The 16,081-nt window shown below is 73.1% G+C and carries 14 protein-coding genes; 6 read left to right on the forward strand and 8 right to left on the reverse strand.

Features of this window, described 5'->3' with window-relative positions; all coding sequences use genetic code 11:
• Positions 1–56 precede the first annotated feature (56 nt).
• Positions 57–3,140 carry an AfsR/SARP family transcriptional regulator gene (locus tag ACZ7OU_RS49425; RefSeq protein ID WP_470260658.1) on the forward strand — a complete coding sequence of 1,028 codons (3,084 nt, stop codon included), beginning with the start codon at positions 57–59 and terminating at the stop codon, positions 3,138–3,140.
• 111 nt (positions 3,141–3,251) lie between these two features.
• Positions 3,252–4,019, forward strand: a complete 768-nt coding sequence (locus ACZ7OU_RS49430; protein WP_470260659.1) for a GntR family transcriptional regulator — start codon at positions 3,252–3,254, stop codon at positions 4,017–4,019.
• Here the strand turns inward: ACZ7OU_RS49430 and ACZ7OU_RS49435 are convergent.
• Genes ACZ7OU_RS49435 through ACZ7OU_RS49450 form a run of 4 tightly spaced genes read right to left on the reverse strand, consistent with a single transcriptional unit; the run spans position 3,991 to position 7,832 of the window.
• Complete coding sequence (locus tag ACZ7OU_RS49435) at positions 3,991–5,313, reverse strand: hypothetical protein (protein ID WP_470260660.1); 1,323 nt, start codon at positions 5,311–5,313, stop codon at positions 3,991–3,993. The genes ACZ7OU_RS49430 and ACZ7OU_RS49435 overlap by 29 nt on opposite strands.
• Positions 5,310–5,699, reverse strand: coding sequence for a PTS sugar transporter subunit IIA (locus tag ACZ7OU_RS49440; RefSeq protein ID WP_470245518.1), 390 nt, complete (start codon positions 5,697–5,699; stop codon positions 5,310–5,312). Before ACZ7OU_RS49440 ends, ACZ7OU_RS49435 begins: the two co-directional genes overlap by 4 nt.
• Positions 5,700–5,711: 12 nt before the next feature.
• Positions 5,712–7,349, reverse strand: a complete 1,638-nt coding sequence (locus ACZ7OU_RS49445; RefSeq protein WP_470245519.1) for a PTS system mannose/fructose/sorbose family transporter subunit IID — start codon at positions 7,347–7,349, stop codon at positions 5,712–5,714.
• Between the two features lie 6 nt (positions 7,350–7,355).
• A complete protein-coding gene (locus tag ACZ7OU_RS49450; RefSeq protein WP_470245520.1) occupies positions 7,356–7,832 on the reverse strand; it encodes a PTS sugar transporter subunit IIB in 477 nt (158 codons plus the stop codon).
• A 396-nt stretch (positions 7,833–8,228) separates the two neighbouring features.
• Between ACZ7OU_RS49450 and ACZ7OU_RS49455 the strand changes: the two genes are divergently transcribed.
• The 3 genes from ACZ7OU_RS49455 (at position 8,229) to ACZ7OU_RS49465 (ending at position 11,960) form a co-directional block, all read left to right on the forward strand.
• Positions 8,229–9,494: a ricin-type beta-trefoil lectin domain protein gene (locus ACZ7OU_RS49455; protein ID WP_470245521.1), complete on the forward strand. Its 1,266-nt coding sequence runs from the start codon at positions 8,229–8,231 to the stop codon at positions 9,492–9,494.
• A 61-nt stretch (positions 9,495–9,555) separates the two neighbouring features.
• Positions 9,556–10,500, forward strand: a complete 945-nt coding sequence (locus tag ACZ7OU_RS49460) for an MBL fold metallo-hydrolase (RefSeq protein ID WP_470245522.1) — start codon at positions 9,556–9,558, stop codon at positions 10,498–10,500.
• A gap of 266 nt (positions 10,501–10,766) precedes the next feature.
• Positions 10,767–11,960 carry a glycoside hydrolase family 64 protein gene (locus ACZ7OU_RS49465; RefSeq protein WP_470260661.1) on the forward strand — a complete coding sequence of 398 codons (1,194 nt, stop codon included), beginning with the start codon at positions 10,767–10,769 and terminating at the stop codon, positions 11,958–11,960.
• Here ACZ7OU_RS49465 and ACZ7OU_RS49470 read toward each other — a convergent pair.
• Positions 11,957–12,136: a hypothetical protein gene (locus ACZ7OU_RS49470; protein WP_470245524.1), complete on the reverse strand. Its 180-nt coding sequence runs from the start codon at positions 12,134–12,136 to the stop codon at positions 11,957–11,959. The two genes, ACZ7OU_RS49465 and ACZ7OU_RS49470, sit on opposite strands and share 4 nt — an antisense overlap.
• Positions 12,137–12,250: 114 nt before the next feature.
• Here ACZ7OU_RS49470 and ACZ7OU_RS49475 point away from each other — a divergent pair, with 114 nt between their 5' ends.
• A complete protein-coding gene (locus ACZ7OU_RS49475; RefSeq protein ID WP_470245525.1) occupies positions 12,251–13,057 on the forward strand; it encodes an esterase/lipase family protein in 807 nt (268 codons plus the stop codon).
• Here the strand turns inward: ACZ7OU_RS49475 and ACZ7OU_RS49480 are convergent.
• From ACZ7OU_RS49480 to ACZ7OU_RS49490, 3 genes are read right to left on the reverse strand one after another with little or no spacing between them, the layout of a single operon-like run.
• Positions 13,047–13,889 (reverse strand): ABC transporter permease, encoded by an 843-nt coding sequence (locus tag ACZ7OU_RS49480; protein ID WP_470245526.1) that lies wholly within the window; start codon positions 13,887–13,889, stop codon positions 13,047–13,049. The genes ACZ7OU_RS49475 and ACZ7OU_RS49480 overlap by 11 nt on opposite strands.
• On the reverse strand, positions 13,886–14,797 hold the full coding sequence (locus ACZ7OU_RS49485) for an ABC transporter ATP-binding protein (protein WP_470245527.1): 912 nt from the start codon (positions 14,795–14,797) through the stop codon (positions 13,886–13,888). The genes ACZ7OU_RS49480 and ACZ7OU_RS49485 overlap by 4 nt, the downstream gene beginning before the upstream one ends.
• Positions 14,794–15,921: a hypothetical protein gene (locus ACZ7OU_RS49490; RefSeq protein ID WP_470260662.1), complete on the reverse strand. Its 1,128-nt coding sequence runs from the start codon at positions 15,919–15,921 to the stop codon at positions 14,794–14,796. Before ACZ7OU_RS49490 ends, ACZ7OU_RS49485 begins: the two co-directional genes overlap by 4 nt.
• Positions 15,922–16,081: the final 160 nt, after the last annotated feature.

The raw sequence follows: 16,081 nt of genomic DNA on the forward strand, positions 1-16,081 counted from the left end.
ATAGGGTCGGCCACGGCACTTCCGTTCCGCTTCGGTCGGCCTTCTGGGGGCTCCACGTGCGCTACCGCCTGCTCGGGCCGGTCACGGTCCTCGGCGATGCCGGTGCCGTCCGGCCCGGCGGCCAGAAGCAGACTTCCGTGCTGGCCGCGCTCCTGCTGAACCCGAACCGCGTGGTCAGCGAAGATCGGCTCATCGACCTCACCTGGGGTGAGAACGCGCCGCCGAGCGTCCGCGGGCGGCTGCAGGTGCACGTCTCGGAGCTGCGGAAGCTCCTCGGCCGCGACGTCATCGTCCGGCGCGCGCCCGGCTACGTGATCGAGGTCGCTCCCGGTGACCGGGACCTCGACGTGTTCGACGACGAGGTCGCCCAGGCCAGGGCGACGTCCGGCGCGGCGGCCGTCGCGCACCTGCGGGCCGCGCTGGCGCTGTGGGAAGGCACCCCGCTCGGCGGGGTGAGCGAGCCGCTGGCCGAGCACGAAGGCCCGGCGCTGACCGAACGCCGGCTCGTCGTGCTGGAGGAGCTCTACGAGCAGGAACTGGCCTCTGGCCGGCACGCCGAGGTCGTCGGCGAGCTGCGCCGGCTCGTCGAGGAGCAGCCGTTCCGGGAACGGCTGCGGGCCGCGCTGATGCTCGCGCTGCACCGCTGCGGCCGCACTCCGGAAGCCCTCGAGACCTACGCGCGGGCGCACGAGCTGCTGGTGGCCGAGCTCGGCATCGAACCCGGCCAGGCCCTGCGCGACCTGCGGATGCGGATCCTGCGCGGCGAAGGCGAGCCGGCGCCGGCCGCGGTCCCGGTCGTGCCGCGGCCCGCCGAGCTGCCGCTGGACGTCCGCGGGTTCACCGGCCGGGCGCCGGAGCTGGCCGCGCTCGACGAGCCGGGCGACGTCTGGGTGATCACCGGCACCGCCGGTGTCGGCAAGACCGCGCTGGCCGTGCACTGGGCCCACACCGCGCGGGCGGGCTTCCCCGACGGCCAGCTGTACGTGAACCTGCGCGGCTTCGACGCCGACGACGAGCCGCTCACGCCCGCCGCCGCGCTCGCCCAGCTGCTGCGCACCCTCGGCGTCGACCTGCGGGACGTGCCGCCGGGCATCGACGACCAGAGCAAGCTCTACCGGTCGCTGCTGGCCGACCGGCAGGCGCTGGTGGTGCTGGACAACGCCCGCGACGCCGCCCAGGTGCTGCCGCTGCTGCCGTCGTCGGGCCGGGTGCTGGTGACCAGCCGCCACCGGCTCGACGAGCTCGTCGCGCGCACCGGCGCGCGGTCGCTCGGCCTGACACAGCTGCCCGAGGACGACTCGCGCGCGCTGCTGACCGTCCTGCTCGGCGAACGGGTGGCCACCGAGCCCGAGGCGGCGGCCGAGCTGGCCCGGCTCTGCGGGCACCACCCGCTCGCCCTGCGGATCGCGGCGGCGAACACCGGGGTCGCGAGCCTCGGCGAGCTCGTCGAGGAGCTGCGCGGCGACCCCCTGGCCCAGCTCGGCTTCGACGGGACGGGCGAAAGCGCCGTCGCGAAGGCGTTTTCGGTGTCCTACCAGGCGTTGCCGCCCGGGCTGCGGCACGCGTTCCGGCTGCTGGCGCTGGTGCCGGGCGCCGACTTCACGGCGGTCGCCGCGGCCGGGCTGCTGGACGTGCCGGCCGAGGAGGCGACCCGGCGGCTGCGCGGGCTGGCCGCGGCGAACCTCCTGGAGGCGCACGCGCCGCGGCGCTACCGGTTCCACGACCTCGCCCGGCGCTACGCCGAGCGGTGCGTCCGCGCCGACGAAGACGAAGTCGCGCGCGAAAAGGCGTGGGAGCGGCTGTTCACCGGGTACTGCGCGGCCGCGGACGCCGCCGTGGCGTTGTTCGGCGCCCGGATCGTGACGCTCCCCCGCGAAGACGCCCCGGCGGCGCCGAGCCCGGTCGAGTTCGCCGACGCCGCCGAAGCCGTCGCCTGGCTGGACGTCGAGGTGCCGAACCTGGCGGCGGCGCTGCGGCTGGCGGCGACGCGGGGGCCGTACCCCGCCGCCTGGTACCTCGCCGACGCCCTGCGGCGGTTCTTCCACGACCACGGGCGCCGCGCGGAGTGGCTGGAGCTCGCGCCGATCGTGCTGAACGCGGCGCGGGAGCACGGCGCCCGGCCGGCCGAAGCGCTGGTGCACCTGTCGATCGGCGGCGCGTACTTCCGCGAAGGCCAGCACGAGGCGGGCATCCGGCACTCGGAGAAGGCGGTGCTGGCCAGCCGGGCGTGCGGCTGGCGCGAGTGCGAGGCGACGGCGGTCGCGAACCTGGGCTCGATGCTGGAGTGGACCGGCCGGCTGTCGGAAGCGGTCGAACACAGCCGCCGCGCGATCCAGCTGTTCCGCGAGCTGGCCAACTCCTCGGGCGAGGCGCTCGCGCTGAACTCGCTGAGCTGCCACTACCGGCAGCTGGGCCGGTTGGAGCAGGCCGAGGACTGCCTCTGCGAGGCGGTCGCGCTGTGCCGCCGGAAGGACCTGCGGTTCTGGGAGGCCGCGAACCTCGCCGACCTCGGCTGGGTGCTGCTGGAGACCGGGCGCTTCGAGGAGGCGGCCGAAGCGGTGGACGGATCGCTGAGCGCGTTCCGCGGCCTCGGTTCGAGCTTCGGCGAGGCGACCGCGCTGACCGCGTTGAGCGCGTTGCAGGGCGCCCGCGGCGACCACGCCGAGGCGGCCCGAACGGCGGAAGAGGCCCTGGACCGCGTCCGCCGCGACGGCGACCGCCAGGTGGAAGCGGCGGCGCTGATCGCGCTGGGCCGGGCGTCGGAAGCCGGCGGCGACCTGACGTCGGCGGAGCGCGTGCTGAGCGAGGCACGGGAGCTGGCCGTGGAGTCGGGGCTGCGCGGCCAGCTGGCGGAGGCGTCGGCGACGCTGGCGTGGGTACTGGCGGCGGCCGGCCGGGTGCCGGAAGCGGGCGAGCACGCGCGGACGGCCCTCGACGCGGCCCGAGCGGGCGGCTACCGCCTGCTGGAGGCCCAGGCACTGCTCGGGCTGGCGGCGGTGGAGGGCGCGGCGGGCCGTTCGATGCTGGCCGACGGGACGGCGCGCGAGGCCAGGGGCCTGTACCGGTCGGTGGGACACGTGACGGGGGAAGCCCTCGCGGAGCGGTTCCTCGCGGACTTCGCCCGCCGCGCCACCGGATGACGCGGCCGAACCGCGTCCGGACGCCGGAAAAGCTCTGACCACGCGGGTTCTCACCGGCCGGACCCGGCGCGCGGTGTTACCCCCGGCGCGCCCGCGCGACATACTGAAGCCATGCCCCGTCCCAAACACGTCCCCGCGAGCGATCTCCGGCTCCCGGACGCACTGCAGCCGGGGCGGCCCAAGGGCGAGCAGCTCCGCGAGATCCTGGAGAGCGTCGCGACCGAGGCCGGCGCCGGGCGGCTGATGCCGTCCGAACGGTTCCTCGCCGAGCACTTCGGCGTCGCCCGCGGCACCGTGCGCCAGGAGATCAACCGCCTGGTCTCCGACGGCGTCCTCTACCGCCAGCACGGCACGGCGACGTTCACCGCCGAGCGCCAGGCCGCGCACATCGACATGCTCACGTCGTTCACCGAGGACATGAAGGCCCGCGGGGTGAGCCCCAAGACGAAGGTGCTGCACGCCGAGGTCGAGCGTGCGATGCCCCGCCTGGCCGGACGCCTCAACGTCCCCCCGGGCGCGCGCGTGTTCCGGCTGGAGCGCCTGCGTTACGTCGACGACGAGCCGTTCGCGGTCGAGCGCACGAACCTGTCCGTCGACCGGTTCCCCGACATCGAGCTGTTCGACTGGGAGACGCAGTCCCTGCACCGCACCCTCGAGGAGCGCTGGGGCGTGCACGCGGAGTGGAACGACACGGCGATCTCCGCGGTCCTCCCCGACAGCGGCGACGCCGCCCTGCTCGGCATCGAGCCCACCCAGCCGTGCCTGATCATCGAGGGCACGCTGCACGACCAGGGCGGGGGCGTGATCGAAGCGGGCCGCTCGCTCTACCGCGCGGACCGCTACACCGTGTTCACCCAGGCCCGGCGGAGCCCGAGCTGACGTCGTGCGCGCGGAGCAGCTTCAGGCAGTGCTCCACCAGCACGTCCCCCGCGTCGGGGCCGAACAGCGTCACGTACGACTCGTAGACGCCGCCGCGGTGGCCGTCCGCGTCCGGGAGGTACCCCAGGTACCCGTCGGTGTAGCCGATCACCCGCGTGTGCCGGAACGGGCTCCCCCGCCGGATCCGCAGCCCCAGCGACGCGAACAGCTCGAACGGCGTGTGCAGCCACGCGATCTCCCCCAGCGTCACCACGCTGACCGGGACCTCCGCGCAGCCCGTCGGCCGGCCGGTGGCCGCCATCGCCGCGAGCATCGCGCAGCCCTCGTACCGGGTCCGCGCGATCCGGACCGCCGGGTGGTCCTCGCCGTGGTGGGCCAGCTCGCGCTGCCACTCGCGCTCGGCCGACTGCCGCAGCTCCAGGCTGTCCTCCAGCGACGGCACCTCGCGGTAGGGCAGGTGCAACGTCGAGCGGGACAGCCGGATCGGGCCGGTTTCCGCCGTCGCGGAGGCGGCCGCGAGCGTCCGGGCGATCGACGTCGCGAGGTGGCCGCCGAGGGTGCGGACCTCGTCGTGGTCGCGCCCGCGCCGGACGAACCGGGAGCTCGCGTCGCCCGCCGCGCCCTGCAGGAACGCCGCCACCGGCTGCCCGATCAGGGCCGCCAGCTCGCGCCGCGTCGCGCCCGGCCAGTCCGCCGACCACCGGAGGTTGTCGGGCCCGAGCACCGTCGGGTGGCTGGCGTAGTCGAACAGCAGCGCGGCCGGCGAACCGTCGTCGCGGCGCAGCTCCAGCACGCCGAACGACGTGTCGTGCGGCCCGTCCGGCCGGTAGCGGTTGCCGCCGACGGCCTCCGTCGATCCCGCGTGCCAGCTGGCCCGGACGCGGCCCCGGCACGCGCGCAGCCGCAGCGCCGCGCCGGTGACCGTCTCCGCCATGCGGCCGACCAGCCCCGCGTCGCGACGCCCCGGCAGCCCGGGGTGCAGCGGGCCGGTCCAGCCCTCGGGCCCGGAGTGCGTGTGCGACGCGCAGACGAGCACCCGTCCCTGGTCGATGCCCACGGCGGCCGCGACGGCCTCGGCCAGGGTGCGGGTGAGGCCGGCGTCGACCGCGAGCGCGTCGAGCGCCACCCACAGCACCCCGGGGTCGTCTTCGGTGGACAGCCAGATCAGCGACGCCTCGAGGTCGTCGTGCGTACCGGTCGCGACGCCGTCCCTGGCCACGTAGCCACCCAGCGGGTGCCCCGGCCCCGGAGTGATCCGGACGTCTTGCGCGGCGAGCAGGAGCGAGGCGGTCACCAGGTGGATTCCAGGACGTCGACGACACCGTCGCGGCCGGCGGCGCGAGCCACCCCGGCGAGCTCGGTGACGTCGCCGGTCGTGTGCAGCAGGACCTCCAGCAGCATCGGCAGGTTGAGCCCGGAGACCAGCTGGATGCGCGGGTGCGCGGCGGCGAGCGTGCGGACGGCGTTGAACGGCGAGCCGCCGTGCAGGTCGGCCAGCACGAGCACGCCGGGGGCGTCGCCGGCCAGGCCGAGCACCCGGAGGCCGAACTCCTCGGGGCTGTCGCGCGAGCTCAGCTCGCAGACCTTCAGCCGCGACTGCGGGCCGAGGATCATTTCGGCGGCTTCCCCCACGCCGGAGGGCAGGCGCCCGTGTCCGGCGAGGATGATCGGAACAGACATGGCGGTGTCTCCCTAACTCTTCACCGGCGCCGACGGCGCGAACCAGCCGAGCCACCCCAGGGCCACTCCGGCGACGACGACGATGGCGATGGTCCAGACGGGCCGCAGACGGGCCTTGGCCGTCAGCAGGTACACCCCGGCGGTGACGAGCACCGGCAGCAGGAACGGGACGAGCTCGTCGAGCCGGTCCTGGATCGCGACGGCCTGCGTCACCGGCTGCCCCTGGACCGTCGTGGTCTGGCGGTAGGTCAGCGTGGTGACGACCTTGACGATCGACGGGACGAACCCGCCGAGCACGACGAACCCGAGCACGGTCGCCCCCTGCGCGACGCGGGCGAGCGCGCCGGCGGCGAGGTGGCCGGCCAGCCGTTTCCCTTCGCGGTAGGCGAACCCGAACTGCCAGCGCCGCACCAGCGCGTACGGCACGAGCACCATGACTGCCGCGAAGGCGGGGCCGAGCCAGTTGCCCTGCAGCGCCCACGACGCGCCCATGGTGAAGACGATGCTGTTGTACAGCGCGAAGACGAGGGTGTCGCCGATGCCGGCCATCGGCCCCATCAGCGCGACCTTCGTGCTCGCGGCCGACTTCGGCGTGCCCGCTTCCTCCAGCGCGACGCTCGAGCCGAGGATCAGCGGGCCGCCGATGAGCACCGAGGTGTTGAAGAACTGGAGGTGCCGCTGCAGACCGGCGACGTAGTCGGCCTTCTCCGGGTAGAGCCGGCGCAGCGCCGGTTCCATCGAGTACGCGAACCCGAGCGCCTGCATCCGTTCGTAGTTCCAGGAGATCTGGCTCGACCAGAAGTACCGGCGGAAGACGCGGCGCAGGTCCTGCTTCGTCAGCCGCGGGTCCACAGTGTCCTTTTCGGACTCTTCGGGCTCGTCCTCGGAAGTCTCCGGGACCACTACGGCCGGCTCGTCGCGCTTCAGCGTCACGAACAGCATCGCGACCGCGACGCCGATCAGCGCGATGCCCAGCAGCGGCACGTGGAGGTAGGCGAACGCGACGAACCCGATCAGCAGCAGGTACCAGTACCGCGACAGCTCCATCATGCCGAGCAGCAGCGCGAACCCGACGGCGGGAAGCAGCGACCCGGCGAGCGACATGCCCTGCACGAAGCCGGCCGGGATGCTCGCGGTGATGTCCTTGACCAGGTCACCGGACGCGGCGAGCGCGGCGAGGAACGTCGGGACCGCGCGCACCGCCACCCACGGCACCAGGCTGACCCAGTGGATCAGCGCGAGGCCGCGCGCGTTGCCGTCGGCGGCGTACCCGTCCGCTCGGTGGACCAGCGCGGTCGTGATGATCTTGCCGACCGGGTCGAGCGTGGAGAGCAGGAGCGCGGCCGGCAGCCCGACGCCGAGCCCGATCGCGACCTGCGCGGACGTCCCGCCGGCGGCACCCGCGGCCAGCGCGGTGCCGACGATCGCACCGGTCTGGTAGTCCGGGATGGTCGCGCCGCCGTAGGTGTAGACGCCCAGCGCGGCCAGCTCCAGCGTCGCGCCGATCATCAGGCCGAGCAGCGGGTGCCCGACGATCAGCCCGGCCACCGAACCGGCGATGAGCGGGCGCTGGGCGTAGATGAGGAACGGGCCGAGCCCGTCGTAGGTGCAGTAGATCGCCCACAGAGTCAGGGCCAGCGCGACGAGCATGCGGGGCTAGAGCCCTTTCCGGTCGAGGAACGGGACGAAATCGGCGGGCTTGTCGTGCGGCATCAGCTGCGTGACCAGCGGGACTCCGGTGGCGGCGAGCTTGCGGTAGGCGTCGGCCTCGTCCGCGGTGACCGCGATCGAGCGCGTGACCATGGTGTAGCCGGTGCCGGGCCGGGGCGCGACGTTGCCGACGTTGACCGTGCCGGGCCGCAGCCCGCCCTCGACCAGGCGGAAGGCGTCTTCGGGGTGCTTCGCGAGGATCATGACGTCGTCACCGGTGGCCAGTTCGAGCGCTTCGGCGACGGTGCAGACGTCGGTGGGCAGCCCGCGGGCGGCCTGCGGGAGCAGCACCCGCTGCAGGTCGTCGGCCGCGACCTCGTCGTTGCAGACGACCAGCCGGCGCACGCCGAGCCGCCGGGTCCACGCGACGGTGACCTGGCCGTGGATCAGCCGGTTGTCGATCCGGACGTGTGCCCCCGCCATGTGTCTCCTCCCGGCCGGCAGCACCCATCCTGGTTCGTACCAGTAGTTGTGTCAACGCTGTCCGTGACCGGAGGTTCGCACGACGGCTTCGCGCGACCGACGGAAGGACCCCTCAGACCTTCCGTCGGCCCGCGAGCGCGAAGCCCCCTCGGATATTTCCCGGACCCTCCCATAAAGGTATATACCAGTATGAACGTCCGAGATCGACTGTCAAGACCCGTACCGCTCAGTGGTCCGGAAAGATCATTTCAATCGCTCGACCGAAATCTCGTGGGCGATTCACTCCAGGCTGTCCGTTCTTGTCAGTGACAGCCCGCTCACCCGCTGCCTATCATCCTCACTGGTCTAGACCGCACTTCTCGTCCCCTGTCGCACCGGGAAAGGCGGAACTCCCCCATGGCCAAGAGAACCTGGCGCCTCGCCGCGCTCAGCACCGCCCTCGTCTTCGCCACCGCCCTGCTGCCCTCGGCCGCCGCCGCGGGTGACGGCACCGAACAGCTGCCCGACCACCTGCGCCACCAGACCGCCACGGCCGCCGCGCGGCCGATGTCGACCGTCTGCGACGGCGACGGCTCCAGCGGCAAGCGCGTCCAGGCCCTCTACGTCCGCGGCAACACGCAGGCCGACCGCTACGCGCAGTTCGTCGGCCAGTTCCAGACCTTCGCGAGCCAGATCGACGACGGCTTCGTCGAGGCCGCGAGCCGGCTCGGCGGGGGCATCCGGCACGTCCGGTACGTCACCGACTCCAGCTGCCGGGCCACCGTGAACAACGTGACCATCGCCCAGGGTGACATGGCGTCCGTCGACACGATCACCAACGCCATCAAGGCCCAGGGCTACAACCGCGCCGACCGCAAGTACATCGTCTGGTACGACAAGGACGGCTGCGGCCTCGCGTTCGGCAACGGCGGCAACGACAGCCCCGGCTCGGGCAACCCGTACAACGCCGGCCCGCACTACGCCACGGTCGGCACCGGCTGCTGGTCCTGGCAGGCCACCGGGCACGAGCTGCTCCACACCCTCGGCGCCGTCCAGGGCAGCGCGCCGCACTCCAGCGCGTTCGGTCACTGCTGGGACGACGAGGACATCATGTGCTACGACGACGGCGGCCTCCCGAACCCGCCGGGCACCCTCGTGAAGGTCTGCCCGGGCGCGCCGGAGAACCAGTTCGACTGCCTCGGCGACGACTACTTCAACACCAGCCCGGCGCCCGGCAGCTACCTGGCGACGCACTGGAACGTCGCGACCAGCGCGTACCTGATCGCGAGCGGCAGCCCCTACCCGGCCGGCACCATCACCGGGGTCGCCGGCAAGTGCGTCGACGTCAGCGCGTCGAACACCGCCAACGGCACCGCCGTGCAGCTCTGGACCTGCAACACCACCGCCGCCCAGCGCTGGACCAGGCAGAACGGCACGATCCGCGCCCTCGGCAAGTGCCTCGACGTCTCCAACAGCGGCACCGCGGACGGCACACTCGTCCAGCTGTGGGACTGCAACGCCACCGGCGCGCAGACGTGGCAGGCGCGCTCCGACGGCACGCTGCTGAACCCGCAGTCGGGCAAGTGCCTCGACGCGCCGGGCGGGTCGACCGCCGACGGCACCCGGCTGCAGATCCGGACGTGCTCGGCGGCGGTCAACCAGCGCTGGGCGCTCGCCGGGTAACCCGGGGCGCAACCTGCTCGCGCCCCCGTCGTTAACGAGTGGTCAGTCCAGGGGAGGAACCATGCCGGCCGTCACATCGAACATCGTCCCGCTCCGGCACGCGCGCCCGGGCGTGGTCGCGTACGTGAAGAGCCCGGCGGAGTGGTTCGTCTCGAACAGCGGCTGGATCCAGGGCAGCGAAGGCGTCGTGCTGGTCGACACGTGCGGCACCGAGCAGGCGACGCTGGAGCTGATGCGCGACGTCCGCAAGTACGCGGGCGAGCAGGAGCTGACCGTCGTCGTCACGCACGCGCACGGCGAGCACCACAACGGCGTCGGGGTCGCGCTGCGCGAGGGCGGGACGGCGTTGGCCGCCCCCGGCAGCGTCGACCTGGTCAAGGCCGGGCCGCAGACCTACGGCAACGTCTTCACCTACACCCAGTGGGGCGTGCTCGAGCCCCCGGAGCCGGCCGCGGTCCGGCCGGTGACCGGCTGGCGCCGCCTCGACCTCGGCGACGCGGTCGCCGACGTCGTGGCGGTACCCGGCGTCGCGCACACCGCGGGCGACCTGGTGGTGCACGAGCCACGCTCGGGCACGCTGTTCACCGGCGACCTCGTGTCGGTCGGCGACACACCGCTGGCGGTCCACGGCTCGGTCCCGGGCTGGCTCGACGCGCTCGCCTGGCTGCAGGACACGTTCCGCCCGCGGACGGTCGTCCCGGGCCACGGCCCGGTGGCGACCCCCGGCCACAGCGCGCTGCACGCGATGCGCGTGTACCTGGAGTGGCTCCTCGAGGTGACGGAGCGTCAGACGGACTTCACGAGGCTGGCGAACCAGGCATCCCTGCGCTGGCCGACGTGGCGCAACCCCGAGCGCCACATCGGCAACCTGATGCGCGCGTACGCCGACCAGCACGCCCGAAAGCTGGACGTCGACCTGGCGATCGACGCGGTCCTGGCGGCAGCGGGCGGCCGCATCGACCTCGACTGCCTGCTGGGCGGGGAGCCGGTGCGCCGCATCTCCTAGCCTTGCTCCGGACGGTGGCTAACCTCGCCCGACGCGATGAGCGAGTCGTTCATGACGCTCGGGCCGGCGACCCCCGCGCACTGCCTCCCGAGCATCGACTAGCGACCTGCGTGCCGCCGCAGCGAGCCAGACCCCGGCCGCCGACGCCATCGTCCGCCCTTGCTCCGGACGGTGGCTAATAAGTATCAGCCTTTGACAACCGTTCACCCCGGCGCCTGCAATGGTCTGGACAACTTGCGATCACCGGCCTCGACGAGGAGTCGCCCGTGCGCACCAGATCCTTTCTCCGACGACTCGCCACCCTGGCTGCCGCGGCCGCCGTCGCCGCCGGGCTCGTCGCCGCCCTCGCTCCGGCCGCCGATGCCGTGCCGGCCACCATTCCGCTGAAGATCACCAACAACTCCGGGCGCGCCGATCGGATCTACCTCTACGACCTCGGCACCTACCTGGCGACCGGGCAGCAGGGCTGGGCCGACGCGAACGGCGCCTTCCACGCCTGGCCCGGTGGCGGGAACCCGCCCGTCCCGGCGCCCGACGCGTCGATCGCCGGGCCCGCGAACGGCCAGTCGATCACCATCCGGATCCCGAAGTTCTCCGGCCGGATCTACTTCTCCTACGGGCAGAAGCTCGTGTTCAAGCTCGCCACCGGCGGGCTCGTGCAGCCGGCGGTCCAGAACCCGTCCGACCCGAACGTGAACATCCTCTTCAACTGGTCGGAGTACACGCTCAACGACGGCGGACTCTGGCTCAACAGCACCCAGGTCGACATGTTCTCGGCGCCCTACGCGGTCGGCGTGCAGCCGGTCGGCGGCACCACGAAGAACACCGGCCACCTGAAAGCGGGCGGCTACAACGCTTTCCTGAACTCACTGCGCGGCCAGGCCGGCGGCTGGGCCGGCCTGATCCGGACGCGCTCCGACGGCACGGTCCTGCGCGCACTAGCGCCGAGCCACGGCATCGAAGCCGGTGCCCTGCCCTCGAACGTGCTGCAGGACTACATCAACCGCGTCTGGACGAAGTACAGCTCGTCGACGCTGACCGTGACACCCGTCGCCGACCAGCCGAACGTCAAGTACTCCGGCCGCGTCTCGGGCAACGTCATGAACTTCACGAACACCTCCGGCGGGTTCGTGACGGCGTTCCAGAAACCCGACTCCGACAGCGTTTTCGGCTGCTACAAGAACCTCGACGCCCCGAACGACGTCCGCGGCCAGATCTCGCGCACGCTCTGCGCGGGCTTCAACCGCTCGACGCTGCTGACCAACGCGAACCAGCCGGACACGAGCGCGGCCGGCTTCTACCAGGACGCCGTCACCAACCAGTACGCGAAGAAGATCCACGCCCAGATGGCGGACGGCAAGGCGTACGCGTTCGCCTTCGACGACGTGGGCCACTTCGAATCCCTGGTCAACGACGGGAACCCGGCGACCGCGTACCTGACCCTCGACCCGTTCGACTAAAGACGGACCACGTCCGGCACCACCGGCGTATCCCCCAGGAACGTGCAGGCGGGTACGCCGGTGCTGTCCGGCACCGGCACCGCCTTGCCCACCTTGACGAGGACCGTCGGCTGCCCGCAGGCGGCGAGGTCCAGAACCAGCAACGGTATGACGAGCAGGATCTTCCGGATCCGCATAGCGGCTCACCCCGATTTTGTCTCCACACTCCCACCAGGGCACACGGCGGCCGTCACGCAGCGGTTCAGCGCCGAACGGGTGAAAGCCCTCCCGGCCCGGGGCATCATGGAGGCGTGCGGATCACGGCTTGGTGGCGCGGCATCAGCCCGCGACGGCGGCTGCTCATGGGCGGCGTCGCCGTCGTCGTGGTGGCCGTGCTCGTCGCGGCCGTGCTCGCGACCACCGGCACCAGCGCCGCGCCGCGGGCCGGGACGCCCGACCAGGACAAGCCGGGGCCGGTCCTGCTCGTCCCCGGCTACGGCGGCGGCCAAGGTGCTCTCAACGAGCTCGCCGCCCGCATCCGGCAGGCCACCGGCCGGAGCACCGAAGTCCTCACCCTGGCCGGCGACGGCACCGGTGACCTGGTCGAACAGGCCGGCGTCCTGGCCGAAGCCGTCGAGAACGCGTACGCGCGCGGAGCGCCTTCAGTCGACGTCATCGGCTACTCGGCCGGCGGCGTCGTGGCCCGGCTGTGGGTCAGCCGGGACGGCGGCGACCACCAGGCCCGCCGGGTGATCACGCTCGGCGCGCCGATGCACGGCACCGGGCTCGCCGCGGCCGGCGGCGCGCTCGTCCCGGGCGCCTGCCCGACGGCGTGCGTCCAGCTGGCCCCCGGCAGCACGCTGATGCGGGAGCTGGCGAAAGAACCCATCCCGGCGACCCTGCCATGGCTTTCGGTGTGGACCGAACGCGACGAGACGGTCACCCCGCCGGAGTCCGCCCGGCTCGACGGCGCCGTCAACGTCGCCCTCCAGCAGGTCTGCCCCGGCAACCAGGCCGGCCACGGCGACCTCCCCACCGACCCCGCCGTCACCGAGCTCGTCCTCCAGGCCCTCGGCACCAGCCCGCTCGAAGCGCCGGCGGAGTGCCTCAGCTCGTGACGTCCTTGGTCGCGAAGTTCGCCCACGCGGCCCCGAAGAACACGACGATGTAGCCCGCCTGCAGCAGCAGTCCGTGGTCGATGTTTCGCCACAGCACGGGATCTCGGAAGAAGTCGATCCACGACAGCCAATAATGCGTCGGCAGATAGGGCTTCACGGACGCGGCTGCGTCCAGGGTCTCCAGCACCGAACTGGTGATCAGCACCGCCAGCCCGCCTAGCGCGGCGCCCAGCGCCGAGTCGCTCACCGTGGACAGGAACACCGTGATGGCGGCGAACCCGAGCATCGACACCACGATGTAGGAAACCGCGCCCAGCAGCCGCAGACCGAGCCCGGACGAGCTGAGCGACTGCCCCGACAACGACGTCACGCCGGTCGGCTGCCCGCCCGGCCCGGCGACCCCCGGCGTCCCGCCGGTGCCGAACAGGATCACCCCGAGCACGAGCGACGTCAGCACGACGATCACGATCGCCGCGGTCACGTACACCGCGAGCGCGACCATCTTGGCGGCGAGCAACCGCGTCCGACCGACCGGGCGCACCAGCAGGTACCGCAGGGTGCCGGTGGACGCCTCGCCCGCAATCGAGTCGCCCGCGGTGACGGCGACCGCGATCGGCAGGAACAGCGGCAGCACGAGCGCGAGCGCGGCCGCCGGGAACAGCGCGCCGTCACTCACCACCGCCGACAGGAACGCCCCGCCCTGCCCGGGAGGCGGCGCGAAGTCGGCCGTCGCCAGGAAGACGCCGACGATCGCGGGCAGCAGGCAGAGCAGCGCCACGCTGACCCACACCCGCGGCCGCAGCGCGAGCTTCCGCAGCTCGACGGCGATCATCCGGCGGCCCCGAACCGGTCCGAGCCCGGACCCGTCACGTCGAGGACGACCTGTTCGAGCGTCCGCTGCTCGGCGTGGATCGACGTCACGCGCACCCCCGCTTCGACGAGCATCGCGTTCAGCGCCGCCGGGTCGCCGTGCCGGATGACCAGGCGGTCGCCGTCGCGGGACTCGAGCTGCCCGTCGAGGACCGCGACCGCCGCGGCGGCGTCCGGCGTGCCGAGGAGGATCCGCCCGGTCGCCGCCCGCAGCGTCGACAAGTCGTCTTCCAGCACGAGCCGGCCGCGGTCGACGACGCCGACGCGCGTGCAGAGCTGCTCGACCTCGGCCAGCAGGTGGCTGGACAGGAACACCGTGGTGCCGCCCGCGTTCAGCGCGACCAGCAGCTCCCGGATCTCCTTGATGCCCTGCGGGTCGAGGCCGTTGGTCGGCTCGTCGAGGATCAACAGCCGGGGCTTGCGCAGCAGCGCGCCGGCCAGCCCGAGGCGCTGCCGCATGCCGAGTGAGTACGCCTTCACCGGCCGCTGGTCGACCGCGCCGAGCCCGACCTGCTCCAGCGCGTCGTCGATCCTTCGCCGCCGTGTGCGCCGCTCGCCCCCGCGCCCGGCGGCGTCGAGCAGCGCGAGGTTGCGGCGCCCGGACAGGTGCGGGTACGCGGCCGGTCCTTCGACGAGCGCGCCGACCTGCGGCAGCACCTCGGCGACGCGCTTCGGGACGGGCTTCCCGAGCACCTCGATCTCCCCGCTGGTCGCGTAGACCAGGCCGAGCAGCATCCGGACCAGGGTGGTCTTGCCCGAGCCGTTGGGGCCGAGGAAGCCGTAGCGGTCGCCTTCGCGGACCTCCAGACCGACGGCGTCGACCGCCAGGGTGGTGCCGTACCGCTTGGTCAGCGCGCGCGTGACGATCATCGGAAGCCCCGGCGCAGGGTGGACAGCTCGACCGCGACGGCCTTGAGCACGTCCGGCGTCACCGTGCCGGCCAGCAGGTAGGAGCGGCGGAAGGACGAAGCCCGGACGATCGCGAGCGACAACGGCGTGATCGACAGCTGGACGACGCTGCCCGCCGCCAGCGTGGTCTGCACCCCACCGGCCTTCCCGGCGGCGTCGCTCGCCGCGTTCCCGACCGCGCGCGGCACGGCGATGACCGCGAAGGACGCCAGCCCGCGGCCGTAGAGCGCGGCGCCCTCGATGCCGCCGAACGTCGACGACACCACCGGGCGCCCGGCGAGCGTCGCCGGCAGCGGCACCTGGCCCAGCGCGCCGAGGGCGTTCGAGACGTCCGGGGCGCTCGCCACGGTGAACCCCGAGCCGAGCACCGGCCGCGGCGCTTCGACGACCGGCGTCGTCTGGTCGAGCTGCTGGAACTCCGTCACCAGGATCGGGGCCTGCTGCCCGCGGGCGGTGACCTCGACGCGCACCGGGAGGCCGGTGACCGGGTCCGCCCAGACGTCGACCCGCCCGATGGTCGTGTCCGGGTCGGCGGGGACGAGCCGCAGCCCGGAGGCGGCGACCCCGGCGACGTTCCGCCCCGGCAGCGCGCTCACCGGATCACCCTTGGCCGCCTGCAGGATCCGGCGCGCGAGCTCGGGCGGCAGCAGGTCCCCGGCCCGCGGGAGCCGGACACTGGGCTCGCCGACCAGCTCGGTCAGGGTGTTGTCGCCGTAGTCCCAGGTGTATTCGCCGTCGGGCAGCCGGTAGACGTCGTGTTCGCCGGCGGTGCCGAGGATGTCGACGCGGTAGCGGTCGGGCCCGGCGTACCAGGCGCGCATCGGCGTCCGCATGGAGAAGAGCGCGGTGACGGGGGCGAGGTTCGGCAGCTCCGGCAGAGCGAGCGAACCGGCGCTTTCGGCGTACCCCTGGTACGGCCGCCCGGCGGACCCGAGCACGAGCTCGCGCAAGCGGCCGGGATCGACCTGCTCCCCCGCCGGGGCGAGAGCGGCGACAACGGACGGCACGGAAACGAGCACCGCGGCCACGGCGGCGACGACCGCCCACCGGCGCCGCTTCGCGTGCCGCACCACCGAGGGCGTCATCCGGCATCACCTCTTCGTCCTTTGTACGCCATGGCACTGGCGACTCGAACGACTCAGGACCGCGCGACGGCCTCCCGCGACCGGCGGCCCCGCCAGGTCACGGCTCGGTCCGAAACGCCGCGTCCGCGTCCGTCGTCCGGTTATTCTCGGCTCAACCGAG

The organism is Amycolatopsis sp. NPDC114505 (genome assembly GCF_055633615.1).